The sequence below is a fragment of the Pseudazoarcus sp. NS34 genome, assembly GCF_059703725.1.
Window position 1 is genome coordinate 379,698 of record NZ_BAAKIZ010000001.1, and the last position, 12,435, is coordinate 392,132.

Here is a 12,435-nt window from a genome sequence, read left to right on the forward strand (position 1 = left end):
CAATGGCCGCGAACAGACGAGGACAAAGACGATGACGATGCTGCAGACCGAACGCCGTGCCTTCCTGCGCGAACCGCGCAGCCTTCACGTGACCATGGCCACCTGCGAGACCGAAGTGCTCGAAGCGCAGAAGCTGCGCTACCGGGTGTTCCACGACGAGATGGGCGCGCGCCTCTCCAGCCGCACGCCGGGCGTGGATCGCGACGTGTATGACCCGTTCTGCGAGCACCTGATCGTGCGTGACGAGAACCTCGGCCGTATCGTCGGCACCTACCGCATCCTGTCGCCGTCGGCGGCGCGCAAGGTCGGCGGCTACTACTCCGAGAACGAGTTCGACATCACCCGCCTGCAACACCTGCGCAGCCGCGTCGTCGAGATCGGCCGTTCGTGCATCGACCCGGAATATCGCAGCGGCGCGGTGATCACCCTGCTGTGGTCGGGGCTGGCGCGCTACATGCTGGAGAACAATTACGAATACCTGATGGGCTGCGCGTCGGTGAGCATGGCCGACGGCGGGCACAACGCGGCCAGCCTGTACAATCAGCTCAAAACTGAGCATCTGGCGCCGCTGGAATATCACGTTTTCCCGCGCCACCCGCTGCCGCTGGCACGACTGCGCGGCGATCTCGAAACGCACACCCCGCCGCTGATCAAGGGCTATCTGCGCGCAGGGGCCTGGATTTGTGGGGACCCTGCATGGGATCCGGATTTCAACACCGCCGACCTGCCGATCCTGCTGCCGATGAACCGGCTGCAGGACCGCTACGCCCGCCACTACGTCGGCCGTCCGGACTGAAGCGCTTCTGGCGCAAGACGCGCCTCACGCTGCACCTGTTCGCGGGGCTCGCCACCGTCATCACCATCTTCCCTTTCGCCGGGCTGCCGAAACGGCGCAGCCTGCGCCAGCGCTGGTCGCGGCGGCTGCTGAACATCCTCGGTATCGAATTGCGCATCGGCGGCGCGGCGATTGAGCCGGGCACCATGCTGGTGGCCAACCACGTATCGTGGATCGACATCTTCGTGATCAACGCGGTGGCACCGGCGGCCTTCATTTCCAAGGCCGAGGTGCGCAAGTGGCCGGCCATCGGCTGGCTCGCGGCGAAGAACGAAACGGTGTTTTTGCAGCGCGGCAGCCGCGGTCACGCCCGTCTCATCGGCGGCGAAATCGGCCGCGCGCTTCAGGCCGGCTCGACGGTGGCGCTGTTCCCGGAAGGCACGACCACCGACGGCAGCCATGTGCTGCACTTCCACGCCGCATTGCTGCAACCGGCGCTCGACACCAACAGCCCGATCCAGCCGCTGGCAGTGCGCTACCGCAACGCGCAGGGCGAGTTCACGCTTGCCGCGGCCTATTACGGCGAAATGTCGCTGATCGAATGCATTACCAACATCGTGTCGGAACCGGCCATCGTGGCCGAGGTGGAGGCCATGCCGGCCGAAACCCACGCGCCGGAGCTGGACCGCCGCCCGCTCGCCAATACGCTGCAGGCACGCATCGCGGAACGCGTCACGGCCGACTGAGGCAGTTGGCTCAGCCGTCTTCCTGAAACACCTCGCCGTCTTCCAGCCGCACGGCGGTGAGCTTGCCGCCCCACACACAACCGGAATCCAGCGCGATCAGACCCGGCTCGCGGTGAAAGCCCAGCGCAGACCAGTGGCCGAACACCACGGTGTGGGTTTTCCAGGCCGGCTTGTCGGCGCGGAACCACGGCACGCTGCCCGCCGGCCCCTTGCTCGGCGGCCCCTTGCCATCGAGCGCGAGACGGCCTTCCGGGGTGCAGAAGCGCATGCGCGTCATGGTGTTGACGATGAAGCGCAGACGGTCCCAACCCTTCAGATCGGCGCTCCACTTGGCCGGCTTGTCGCCGAACAGGTGCTTGAGGAAATCCTTGGCGCGCGGCCCGCGCAGCACAGCCTCGGCCTCGCCGCCGAGCGCCAGTGCATCGGCCGCGCTCCACTGCGGCACCAGCCCGGCGTGCACCATCAGGTGATTGCCCTCGGCGTGCACCATCGGCCGGTGCGCCAGCCAGTCGAGCAGTTCGTCCCGATCAACCGCCTTGAGCACGTTGTCTAGCGTGTCGTCGCGCGTGCGCGGCGCGGCGCGGTTGGCGACCATGAGCAGATACAGATCATGGTTGCCGAGCACGGTAATGGCCGAATTGCCCAGCCCGCGCACCACACGCATGACCTCGGCGGAATGCGGGCCGCGGTTGACCAGATCGCCGGCAATCCACAGCTGGTCAGCCGAGGGGTCGAAGCGGATGCGTTCGAGCAGGCGGGAGAACGGCGTGTAGCAGCCCTGGATGTCGCCGATTGCGTAAGTAGCCATCAGCGCCCGTAGTAGTCGCGATACCAGGAAACAAAGCGCGCCACGCCATCAGACACCGGCGTAGCCGGGGCAAAGCCGACCCAGTCGGCCAGCTCGGCGGTGTCGGCAGCAGTGGCCGGCACGTCGCCGGCCTGCAGCGGCAGGAAGTTCTTCTGCGCTTCGACGCCCAGCGAGGTCTCGATGGCGGCGATGAAATCCATCAGCGGGACCGGGTCGTTGTTGCCGATGTTGAAGACGCGATACGGCGCACGTGAGCGTGCCGGGTCGGCCGCCACCGCGTCGTAGGCCGGATCGGCCTGCGGCACGCGGTCGAGCGTGCGCACCACGCCTTCCACGATGTCGTCGATGTAGGTGAAGTCGCGCCGCATGCGGCCGTGGTTGAAGACGTCAATCGCCCGCCCTTCGAGCATGGCCGACACGAACAGGAACAGCGCCATGTCCGGCCGCCCCCACGGGCCATACACCGTGAAGAAGCGCAGGCCGGTGGTCGGCAGACCGAACAGATGGCTGTAGGTGTGCGCCATCAGCTCGTTGGCCTTCTTGGTCGCCGCATACAGGCTGACCGGGTGGTCGACGCTGTCGTGCTCCGAGAACGGCATCTTCTCGTTGCCGCCATACACGCTGGAACTGCTGGCATACACCAGGTGCTGCACGCCGCCGTGGCGGCAGCCTTCGAGCACGTTGGTGAAACCCACCAGGTTGCTGTCGACGTAGGCGAGCGGATTTTCCAGCGAATAGCGCACGCCGGCCTGGGCGGCCAGATGCACCACGCGGTCGAAGCGCTCTTCGACGAACAGCCGCGCCATGCCGTCACGGTCGGCCACGTCCATGCGCACAAAGCGAAAACCCGCGTGCGGCGTGAGCCGGGCAAGCCGCGCCTCTTTCAGCGTGGGGTCGTAGTAGTCGTTGAGGTTGTCGAGGCCAACCACTTCATCGCCACGCGCGAGCAAGACCAAGCTCACGTGCATGCCGATGAAGCCGGCGGCGCCGGTGACGAGGACTTTCATGCGTGATGAATCCGTAACGGGCGACAGGCCCGATTATCGCATGGCCCGTTCGCTATACTGGGCGCCCGTCGCCAATCACCCGCAACGCATGCCCGCCCGCCTCGCTTACTCGCTGCTTTGGCTTGTCGCATTGCCCTTCGTGCTGCTGCGCCTGCTGTGGCGCGCGCGCCGCCAGCCGGGCTATCTGCACGACATCGGCCAGCGGCTGGCGCGCTTCGACGGCCCTGCGCCGCAGAAGCCCATCTGGCTGCACGCCGTGTCGGTGGGCGAGACCCGCGCCGCCGAACCGCTGGTGCGCGCATTGCGCTCACGCTGGCCCGAGTACACCGTGGTGCTCACGCAGATGACGCCAACCGGGCGTGAAACCGCGCGAGCGCTGTTCGGCGGCGACGCAGGCGTGCGCGTGGTGTGGCTGCCCTACGACCTGCCGTTCTTCGCGCGGCGCTTCTTTGCGCATTTTCGCCCGCGCATCGGCATCGTCATGGAAACCGAGTTGTGGCCCAACACGCTGCTCGCCGCGCGCGCGGCCGGCGTGCCAGTGCTGCTCGCCAACGCCCGACTGTCGGAACGCTCGGCACGGCGCTACGCGCGCTGGCCGGCCTTGTCGGCACTCACCGTCGGCGCGCTGGACGCCATCGGCGCGCAAACCCCCGGCGACGCCGAGCGCCTGCGCGGCATTGGCGCGCAAACGGTGGAAATCACCGGCAACGTGAAATTCGACATCGACCCGCCGCCCGCGCAACTCGCGCTGGGCGCGGATTTTCGCGCCGGTTTCAACGGCCGCCCCGCCCTGCTCGCCGCCAGCACGCGCGACGGCGAGGAAGTGCTGATCCTCGACGCCTTCATCCGGCAAGCGCCGGCCGACACGCTGCTGGTCATCGTGCCGCGCCACCCACAGCGTTTCGACGAAGTGGCCGCGCTGGTTGAGTCACGCGGCCTGAAGCTCGCGCGCCGCAGCCGCGACGACGCCATCACGGCCGATACGCGGGTATGGCTGGGCGACTCGATGGGGGAGATGTTTGCGTACTACGCGGCAGCAGATGCCGCGCTGATCGGCGGCAGTTGGCTGCCCTTCGGCGGACAGAACCTGATCGAGGCCTGCGCCGTCGGCACGCCGGCGCTCGTCGGCCCGCACACCTACAACTTCCTGCAGGTAGCCGAACAGGCGGTGGAATGCGGCGCGGTAGTGCGCGCGGGGGATGCTGCGGCAGGCATGCAGGCAGCGCTGGCGCTCATCGCCGACCCGACGGCCCGCCAGCGTGCGTCACACGCCGGACTAGCCTTCACTGACGCACATCGGGGCGCCACCGAACACACCCTGCGGATGATCGAAGCGCGGATCGCAGGGCGCAATAACTGAAAGGCACTGCGCCATATTCGCCAACCTCGGGCCACACACGCCCCGTGAGCACTCCATGCGGCGCAATGCGCTGCGCTTATTGCGCCCTACGAAAGTGCGCGGGCTCTACAGCGCCGCTTCAGCGCGCCAGCAGTGCGTTGATGGTGTCGAGGTCGGCCTCGCTGAGCAAGCCGGAAGCAGCCTTCAGGCGCAATTGCGCAATCAGCGTGTCGTAACGGGCCTGCGCCAGATCCTGACGTGTCTCGGCAAGCTGGGTCAGCGAGTTGAGCACGTCGATGTTGATGCGCACCCCCACTTCATAGCCCAGGCGGTTGGCGTCCAGCGCGGACAGCGACGACACTTCGGCCGCTTCGAGTGCGCGGATGCGCGCCAGACCGCTCGACACACCAAGATAGGCCTCGCGCGCAGCCAGCGCCGATCCACGGCGGGCGAACTCCAGATCGGCATCGGCACGCACCTTGAGCGCCGCCGTTTCACGCGACACCGACGAAATACGCCCGCCGGCGAACAACGGCATGTTGAACTGCACGCCAATGCTGCTGCTCTCGGTACGCGGCGACAAGCCGTTGTTCTGGCGCGTACCGACACCGTGACTGGCCACCAGATCGAGCGTGGGCAGATGGCCGGCGCGGGCACGGTCGACCTCGCGCGCCGCGATTTCCTGCAGCAGCTGCTGTGCCTGAACCTCCAGGCTCGAATCAGAGGCGGCGCCCGCCCAGGTCATCGGGTCGGCCGGCTCGGGCGCGGCAAAGGCCACCCCGGCACGCAGCCGGGCAAGCTCACCCGGCTCGCCACCCACGGTGCGCGCCAGCGTATCGCGCGCGATATCCAGCGCGGCCTGGGCGGCAATGACCTGCGCCTGCGCCAGGTCGTAGCGCGATTGCGCCTCATACACGTCGGTCACCGTGACGGTGCCGACATCGAAGCTGGCCTTGGCGATCTCGACCTGCTCCTGGGCCGCGGCGCGCAACTGCGAAACGGCTTCGAGCGCGTCCAGCGCATTGAGCACGCCGAAATAATCCTGCGCCACGCGCAGGATCAGATCCTGCCGGGCCTGACCAAAGCGCACGCTGGCCAGGTCGGTCTGCAGCGCGCCCTGTTTGGCGGCAATGAAATTCTGCATGCGGAACAGCGGCTGGGTCAGCTGCACACGCCAGGAATTGCTGCTGAAACTGTCGGACGGCCCGCCGGACGGATCGACCGTATTCCGTGCGGCGCTGGCGGTCAGCGCGATGTCGGGCAACAGCCCGGCACGCCCCTGCACCACACGCTCCTGCCCGGCCAGCAGTTCGGCCCTGGCGGCCGCGAACTCGGCGTCATTGGCCAGCGCACGCTGGTAAGTTTCAAGCAGGTCTGCCGCAGAAGCGGCGAGCGGAAAAAGACTGGCCAGGCAGACAATCAGCGTTCGCTTCATCAAGGACTCCGGTCAGTACTGGGGCATCGCCGGATCAACGTCGGCCGCCCACGCAGCCACGCCTCCAGCGAGGTTGAAGACACGCGAAAAGCCCTGGCGTTCGAGAAACATGCAGACCTGCGCGCTGCGCATGCCGTGATGGCAGATGACGACGATTTCGGCCTCGGGATCGAGCTCTTCAATGCGCGCGGGAACGCTGCCCATCGGTATCGGCTGCGACCCGGCGATGTGGCAGTGCGCAAATTCCCACGGCTCGCGCACGTCGAGCAGCAAGGGTGCGGGGGTTTCGGCCCGGGTCAGGCGGGCGGCGAGTTCGGTCGGTGAAAGGATCTGCATGCAATTCCGGTGAGTACGGGCGAGGGAGCGCCCTCGGGTTCAGGCGCGATTGTAGCGCCCGCCCGCCGGAATCAGCGAATCACACCCGGCTGCATGGCAACAGGCGCCTGCAGATGAAAGCCGCCGGGGGATCCCTTGGCGACTTTCTTGGCCCCGGCCGCTGCGGAAGCCACGTCCTCGGGGGAACGAAACTGGCCGCGTGTGACCTCGACCGCGCCGACCGACAGCGCGGTGAGCGGGAAGAAAGCCCGGAAGCCGCGACGATCTTCGCTCTCGAAACCGCCGCGGGCCAGATCAGCGTCATCGAAGAGTACGCGGGCGCGGTTGCCGAACTCGTGCAGGGCACGCCGGCAGCGCAACTCCCAGTCCTCGCTCTGGAACAACGCGACGAAATCATCACCACCGACGTGGCCGACGAAATCCTGCCCCTGATCGCAGGCATCGAGGATGCTCTGAGCCGCCAGCTTGATCATCTCGTCGCCGCGCCAGTAGCCGTAGAGGTCGTTATAGGGCTTGAAGTTGTTGAGGTCGAAATAGCATGCGGTGAAGCTCGCGCCGGCTTCGAGCAGGCGGCGGATGTGTTCGGTGATCGGGATGTTGCCGGGCAGCAGCGTGAGCGGGTTGGCGTGGCGCGCGGCCTCGATGCGGCGTTCGGTCACGGCGCGCACCAGACTCTCGCCGGTTGCCAGCCCGGCATAACGCCCGCCGTCGGTGACAATGAAGCCTTCGAACAGATAGCGCTGATCGTCGCCCGCCAGCATGCGCACCATCGAATCGATATTCACCGCGCGATCGACACGCAGCGGCTGGCCATTCATCAGCCCGGTGCAGGGGCGACGGCCGTGCAGCTCGGTGAAATACGGCTGGGCGTAGCGATCAAGAAAGGTGCGGCGGTCGATCAGACCCACCGGGTAATCGCGCTCGACCACCGCCACCGCGTGCAGATCCGGCCACTTCGCGAAGACCCGTCTGACGTCGTCGTTGCAGGCCGCCACCGACACCGTCGGCGCGGTAACGATCAGGCGCGAAACGGTGTGATCGGGGTGCGGATCGGGCATGGCATTGGGCAGCACCGCGATCTTTGACGAGGCCAGTAGCAAACCAACCTCGTCCGGCAGCACCGAAGCCGGCACGGCCTGCGGGCGCCCGAGCAGGTAGCCCTGCGCGAAGCGGCAGCCCAGATCGCGCAGCACCGCCAGTTCGGCCGGCGTTTCGATGCCCTCCGCCACCAGCAGGGTGCCGAAGCGCTCGGCCAGCGTCAGCAAGGCGCGCACGACGTCGACCTTGCGCGGATCACGATGCACTTCGCGGACGAAGTACTTGTCGAGCTTGACGATGGCTGGCTTGAGCTGCGACCACAGTCGCAGACTGGAGCGCCCATCGCCAAAATCGTCCAGCGCGAGGCCGATGTCCTGCGCCGCAAACACCGTCAGCGCCTCACGCAGGCGCTCGGGGTGTTCGACGCGCTCGTGCTCGGTCAGCTCGATCATCAGGCGTGCCGGCGCAACACCGGCATCGACCGCTGCGCGGAACAGCAGCGCACCGCGATCGGCGGCAAAAGCCTCGATGGTCGGCGCACCCAGGTTGATGAACAGCTTGCCGGGCAGGTCGAGCCGGCCGAAAGCGCCGATCGCTCCGAGCGCAGCAGCGATCTCCAGCTCCAGCAAACGCCCTTCCTCTGCGGCACAGCGCAGCATGACCTCGGGCGACTCCAGCGGCGTGCCCTTGGGGCCGCGCATCAGCGCCTCGAACCCGAACACCGCGCCACTGGCCAGATCGGCAATCGGCTGAAACACGAAGTGCAGGCGCTCTTCGTCGATCAGCGCCGCCAGCGGCGAGCGCTGCAGCAAGGAGCGGCCACGCCGGGCAGGGCTGGCCGGCAGGACATCATCGGCATGCATGCGACCCATGCTGGCTTCTCCGTCGGTTTGGGATCGCATTATTCGACGGCCGGATTACAGCGACGTGACGGCAGCGAGGCGCCACAGCGTGGTCACTTCGTCCTTGCGCGCCGCATGCAGCGGATCGTCAGGATCGGCAGCGCGACCGTGACGGGGGCGCGCATCGAGCCGTCCGAGCACCTGCAGCCCGGCGGCGGCGAAGGCCGCGCTCAGTTCCCCCTGGGCACGCAGACCGAGTCGCTCGGCCAGATCCGACAGGATCAGCCAGCCCTCGCCGCCCGCTTCCAGATGCACCGCCAGGCCAGCCAGGAAACCCTTCAACATCGCGCCGTCCGGGTCGTACACCGCGCGATCGAGCGCGGAGTTGGCCTTGGCCGGCAACCACGGCGGATTGCACACCACGAGATTGGCGCGCCCGTCTGGATAAAGATCGGCATCAAGCACTTCAACACGCTCGGCCAACCCCAGCCGCTCCACGTTCTGGCGCGCGCAGGTAAGCGCCCGCGGCGAATTGTCGGTGGCGACCACACGTTGCACGCCGCGCCGCGCCAGCACCGCGGCAAGCACGCCGGTGCCGGTACCGAGATCGAACGCCAGCCGCGCACCCGCCGGCAGCGGCGCCTGAGCCACAAGATCGACGTACTCGCCACGCACCGGGGCGAACACACCGTAACGCGCATGAATGCGCTCGTTCAGCGCCGGCACTTCGACGCCATTGAGCTGCCATTGGTACGCGCCGAGCGCGCCCTGCAGCTCGCGCAGCGACAGCGCAGCGGGCTCGGCCAGTTCGCCCCAGGCCTCAAGGCAGGCTGCGGCGACGTCGGGCGCACGGCCCAACGGCACCTGCCAGCCGGGCTCGACCGGCACCAGCAGCAAACCCAGCGTGCGCGCACGTTGAGCCTGCGTCATGCGATAGAGGTTGAAGGCCTCGGTCGGGTCGGCCGGGGCCTGACGCTTGGCACGGCTGCGGTCGAAGCGCCGGCCCATGGCCTGCAGCAGCTGGCGAGCGTTGTGATAGTCCCCCGTCCACAGCAGCGCTGTGCCTTCGCAGACCAGGCGATAGGCCGTGTCGGCAGGCATGGTGTCGTCGGCAGGCTGCACCCGTGCCGGCGCCTTTGCGCCGCTCTCACTCAGCCACAGCGCAGAGCGCTCTTGCCCGCTGGCATCACGCCACGCAATGCGCGGCGTCGCTTCACTCATCGCGCCAGCACTTTGAGCAGGAACCCATGAATGTCGCGCAGCTCTTGCGGCGTGACGGTGTGCACCATGCTGTACGGACGCCATTCAACCGGGTAGCCCTGCTCGGTCAGCACGTCGCGCGAAAATTCGGCACGGGCAAACGGAATCACCGGGTCGGCCGCGCCATGTGCCAGGAAAATCGGCACGTCGGCGTTGGCTTCGGCGCGTTCGGCCGCCAGCATATCGGGCAGCGGCAGGTAGCCCGACAGGCCGACCAGCCCCGCCAAACGCTGCGGGTAGCGCAGGCCGGTCATCAGCGTCATCGCGCAGCCTTGCGAAAAGCCCATCAGCACGATGCGCTCGGCCGGCACACCACGCGCGATCTCGGCATCGATCAGCGCGGCGACCGCGGCTTGCGACTCGCGCAGCCCGGCTTCGTCTTCATTCTTGCCGCGCTCGAAGCTGAGGATGTCGAACCAGGCACGCATGCGGTAGCCACCGTTGATGGTGACGGGGCGCACCGGCGCGTGCGGAAACACGTAGCGCACCGGGCCGACGGTGGTCAGATCAAGCTGATCGCAGATCGGCACGAAGTCATTGCCGTCGGCACCCAGGCCGTGCATGACGATGATGCTGGCCTGCGGATTGGGGCCGGTTTCTTGTTCGATGGCGTCTAGGGACATGAGAAAACCTCGGTTCGGTATTGGGGAAAATCAGCGCAGCACGTCGAGCAGTTCGACTTCGAACACCAGCGTGGCATCGGGCGGAATCACGCGCCCTGCGCCGCGGCGGCCGTAGGCGATGGCCGGCGGGCAAACCAGGCGCGCCTTGCCGCCGACCTTCATGCGCTGCAGGCCTTCCGTCCAGCAGGCAATGACCTGGTTGAGCCCGAAATCGAGGGGCTGCTTGCGGCTGTAGGAACTGTCGAATTCGCGGCCGTCGGCCAGGGTGCCGCGGTAGTGCACGCGCACACGGTCGCGCGGGCCGGGGCTGGCGCCGTCGCCGGCACGCAGTTCGTCATAGACCAGGCCGCTGGCGGTCACGACCGGCTCGGCCTGAACCAGCGGCGCGGCAAACATCAGGGCGGTTACGGACAGAACAAAAATCAATCGGATCATTGGCGTGGCTCGGCGAGGGGTCGGGCCGCCATCATCCCTGCTTGCTCAAGCGCGTGCAACGGCATGTGCCACAGCCTTGACTGAAGTCATATCTGCTCATACAAAGCCCGACGGCATTTCCGCAATTGACGTTAAGCTGCGTTCGCGATGCCTGATCTGCCCATTACTCCCGAACCAGGCGGGCGCCCCGGCGCAACCGCCCCACGCACCCCGCGTGCTCGCCGGGCGGCCATGCTGTTGGCCAGCGCGCTGATCGTGCTGCTGAGCGTCTCGCTGGTCGCGCTCGACAGTCGCCACACGCGCGAAGCGCGCGAATTGCGGCTGGCGCAGAGCGAAACGGTGCTGACCAACTTCACACGCTCGCTGGCGCAGCACGCCGAAGACAAGATCAAGGAAGCCGACAGCTATCTCGAACAGCTGGTCGAACGGGTGCAGATCGAAGGCATGGGCGAGGAACACGCCGCACGCCTGCAAGCGCTGCTGATGGGGGCGGTGCAAGACATGCCGCAACTGCACGGCCTGTTCGTGTATGACGAGACCGGACGCTGGGTGGCCAATTCCCAACCGGTGCTGCTGACCCAGTTCAACAACTCCGATCGTAACTACTTCATTCACCACCGCCAGCACCCGGACGACCGCGTGTATGTCGGCCCGCCGATCCGCAGCCGCTCGACGGGCGACTGGATCATCACGGTGTCACGCCGCGTCGACAAACTGGATGGCAACTTCGGCGGCGTGGTGCTCGCCACCATGGCCATGAGCCATTTCAACGAACACTACAGCGGTTACGACATCGGCGAGGACGGCACGATCACCCTGCTGCAGTCCAACGGTACGCTGCTGGCCCGCCACCCCTTCGCCGAAGACGTCATGGGCACTTTGCTCGGCGACGATCCGCTGTACCGCGACCAGGTCCTGGTACGCAGCCGCGGCGTGCTGCGAACAATGCTGGCCGACGGGCAGGAACACATGGTGGCGTTCCGCCACCTCGACCGTTATCCGCTGGCCGTGGTCGTCACGCAGTCGCGCGACGAGGTGTTGGCCGCCTGGAGCCGCGAGTCGCGCGTCCGCTCACTGGGCGTGCTACTGCTGTCGATCGTGCTGGCCGTGCTGGGCTTGTTCGCATTGCGCCTTGTGGCGCTGCGCCTGCGCACCGAAGACGAATTGCGCAGCGCGCGCGACGCACTGCACGCGGCCAATCTCACGCTGCAACGGCTGGCCGCCGAAGACGGCCTGACCGGGCTGGCCAACCGCCGCGCCTTCGACGAGCGGCTCGCCACCGAGATCAGCCGGACACGACGCGAGAACATGGCGCTGTCGCTACTGCTCATCGACGTCGATCACTTCAAGCCCTACAACGACCACTATGGCCATCTGGCCGGCGACGACTGTCTGCGTGCCGTCAGCGCCGTGATTCGCCAGATTGCCGCCCATCGCGGCGGAGACTTTGCCGCGCGATACGGCGGCGAGGAATTCGCGGTTTTGCTGCCCAACACTCCGGCAGCAGGCGCCCAGCGTGTTGCCGAGCGTCTGCGCGCGGCCGTCGCCGAACTGCGGTTTCCGCACGAAGGCAGCCCGAACGGTTGGCTCACCGTCAGCATCGGCGTTGCCGATCTGCTGCCCGGCGACAACATCACCACCGCCGAAACGCTGATCCAGTGCGCCGACCAGGCCCTCTACGCTGCCAAGGAAAGTGGGCGCGACCGCGTCGCCACCTATCCGGCCGAACCGGAGATCTGAACCGGGCAGCGCCGGCGCATTTCGGCGTATCCTCGCCCCCATTCCCAGCCG

The 12,435-nt window shown here is 67.2% G+C and carries 12 protein-coding genes; 4 read left to right on the forward strand and 8 right to left on the reverse strand.

The window, feature by feature from the left end:
• Nucleotides 1-37: 37 nt before the first annotated feature.
• Entirely contained in the window at nucleotides 38-796 is a 759-nt protein-coding gene (locus AC6H0N_RS01890; protein WP_497573229.1) for a GNAT family N-acetyltransferase, read from the forward strand.
• On the forward strand, nucleotides 697-1,521 hold the full coding sequence (locus AC6H0N_RS01895; protein ID WP_497572356.1) for a lysophospholipid acyltransferase family protein: 825 nt from the start codon (nucleotides 697-699) through the stop codon (nucleotides 1,519-1,521). Before AC6H0N_RS01890 ends, AC6H0N_RS01895 begins: the two co-directional genes overlap by 100 nt.
• Nucleotides 1,522-1,531: 10 nt before the next feature.
• On the opposite strand, the gene AC6H0N_RS01900 is transcribed toward AC6H0N_RS01895, so the two are convergent.
• Nucleotides 1,532-2,329, reverse strand: coding sequence for a symmetrical bis(5'-nucleosyl)-tetraphosphatase (locus AC6H0N_RS01900; RefSeq protein ID WP_497572357.1), 798 nt, complete (start codon nucleotides 2,327-2,329; stop codon nucleotides 1,532-1,534).
• The gene (locus AC6H0N_RS01905; RefSeq protein ID WP_497572358.1) at nucleotides 2,329-3,336 is read right to left on the reverse strand and encodes an NAD-dependent epimerase; all 1,008 of its coding nucleotides are present in this window, start codon (nucleotides 3,334-3,336) and stop codon (nucleotides 2,329-2,331) included. The genes AC6H0N_RS01900 and AC6H0N_RS01905 overlap by 1 nt, the downstream gene beginning before the upstream one ends.
• A gap of 88 nt (nucleotides 3,337-3,424) precedes the next feature.
• Here AC6H0N_RS01905 and waaA point away from each other — a divergent pair, with 88 nt between their 5' ends.
• Nucleotides 3,425-4,696: a lipid IV(A) 3-deoxy-D-manno-octulosonic acid transferase gene (waaA, locus tag AC6H0N_RS01910; RefSeq protein WP_497573230.1), complete on the forward strand. Its 1,272-nt coding sequence runs from the start codon at nucleotides 3,425-3,427 to the stop codon at nucleotides 4,694-4,696.
• Between the two features lie 118 nt (nucleotides 4,697-4,814).
• On the opposite strand, the gene AC6H0N_RS01915 is transcribed toward waaA, so the two are convergent.
• The 6 genes from AC6H0N_RS01915 to AC6H0N_RS01940 all read right to left on the reverse strand — a co-directional run bounded on the left by AC6H0N_RS01915 (nucleotide 4,815) and on the right by AC6H0N_RS01940 (nucleotide 10,644).
• The gene (locus AC6H0N_RS01915) at nucleotides 4,815-6,110 is read right to left on the reverse strand and encodes a TolC family outer membrane protein (RefSeq protein WP_497572359.1); all 1,296 of its coding nucleotides are present in this window, start codon (nucleotides 6,108-6,110) and stop codon (nucleotides 4,815-4,817) included.
• Nucleotides 6,111-6,122: 12 nt separating this feature from the next.
• Nucleotides 6,123-6,446, reverse strand: a complete 324-nt coding sequence (locus AC6H0N_RS01920) for a rhodanese-like domain-containing protein (protein ID WP_497572360.1) — start codon at nucleotides 6,444-6,446, stop codon at nucleotides 6,123-6,125.
• Nucleotides 6,447-6,517: 71 nt separating this feature from the next.
• Nucleotides 6,518-8,356 carry an EAL domain-containing protein gene (locus AC6H0N_RS01925; RefSeq protein ID WP_497572361.1) on the reverse strand — a complete coding sequence of 613 codons (1,839 nt, stop codon included), beginning with the start codon at nucleotides 8,354-8,356 and terminating at the stop codon, nucleotides 6,518-6,520.
• A gap of 45 nt (nucleotides 8,357-8,401) precedes the next feature.
• On the reverse strand, nucleotides 8,402-9,547 hold the full coding sequence (locus AC6H0N_RS01930) for a methyltransferase (RefSeq protein ID WP_497572362.1): 1,146 nt from the start codon (nucleotides 9,545-9,547) through the stop codon (nucleotides 8,402-8,404).
• Nucleotides 9,544-10,209 carry an alpha/beta hydrolase gene (locus AC6H0N_RS01935; protein ID WP_497572363.1) on the reverse strand — a complete coding sequence of 222 codons (666 nt, stop codon included), beginning with the start codon at nucleotides 10,207-10,209 and terminating at the stop codon, nucleotides 9,544-9,546. The genes AC6H0N_RS01930 and AC6H0N_RS01935 overlap by 4 nt, the downstream gene beginning before the upstream one ends.
• Nucleotides 10,210-10,239: 30 nt before the next feature.
• Complete coding sequence (locus AC6H0N_RS01940; RefSeq protein WP_497572364.1) at nucleotides 10,240-10,644, reverse strand: FKBP-type peptidyl-prolyl cis-trans isomerase; 405 nt, start codon at nucleotides 10,642-10,644, stop codon at nucleotides 10,240-10,242.
• Nucleotides 10,645-10,875: 231 nt separating this feature from the next.
• Between AC6H0N_RS01940 and AC6H0N_RS01945 the strand changes: the two genes are divergently transcribed.
• Nucleotides 10,876-12,384, forward strand: coding sequence for a sensor domain-containing diguanylate cyclase (locus AC6H0N_RS01945; protein WP_497572365.1), 1,509 nt, complete (start codon nucleotides 10,876-10,878; stop codon nucleotides 12,382-12,384).
• The last annotated feature ends 51 nt before the right edge of the window (nucleotides 12,385-12,435 follow it).

Excerpts from the sequence above, each read along its gene's own strand:
- waaA (WP_497573230.1), top strand. The coding sequence starts at position 3,425 with ATGCCCGCCCGCCTCGCTTACTCGCTGCTTTGGCTTGTCGCATTGCCC.
- AC6H0N_RS01930 (WP_497572362.1), bottom strand. The coding sequence starts at position 9,547 with ATGAGTGAAGCGACGCCGCGCATTGCGTGGCGTGATGCCAGCGGGCAA.
- AC6H0N_RS01945 (WP_497572365.1), top strand. The coding sequence starts at position 10,876 with ATGCTGTTGGCCAGCGCGCTGATCGTGCTGCTGAGCGTCTCGCTGGTC.
- AC6H0N_RS01895 (WP_497572356.1), top strand. The coding sequence starts at position 697 with ATGGGATCCGGATTTCAACACCGCCGACCTGCCGATCCTGCTGCCGAT.
- AC6H0N_RS01890 (WP_497573229.1), top strand. The coding sequence starts at position 38 with ATGCTGCAGACCGAACGCCGTGCCTTCCTGCGCGAACCGCGCAGCCTT.
- AC6H0N_RS01920 (WP_497572360.1), bottom strand. The coding sequence starts at position 6,446 with ATGCAGATCCTTTCACCGACCGAACTCGCCGCCCGCCTGACCCGGGCC.
- AC6H0N_RS01940 (WP_497572364.1), bottom strand. The coding sequence starts at position 10,644 with ATGATCCGATTGATTTTTGTTCTGTCCGTAACCGCCCTGATGTTTGCC.
- AC6H0N_RS01905 (WP_497572358.1), bottom strand. The coding sequence starts at position 3,336 with ATGAAAGTCCTCGTCACCGGCGCCGCCGGCTTCATCGGCATGCACGTG.
- AC6H0N_RS01935 (WP_497572363.1), bottom strand. The coding sequence starts at position 10,209 with ATGTCCCTAGACGCCATCGAACAAGAAACCGGCCCCAATCCGCAGGCC.
- AC6H0N_RS01915 (WP_497572359.1), bottom strand. The coding sequence starts at position 6,110 with ATGAAGCGAACGCTGATTGTCTGCCTGGCCAGTCTTTTTCCGCTCGCC.
- AC6H0N_RS01900 (WP_497572357.1), bottom strand. The coding sequence starts at position 2,329 with ATGGCTACTTACGCAATCGGCGACATCCAGGGCTGCTACACGCCGTTC.
- AC6H0N_RS01925 (WP_497572361.1), bottom strand. The coding sequence starts at position 8,356 with ATGGGTCGCATGCATGCCGATGATGTCCTGCCGGCCAGCCCTGCCCGG.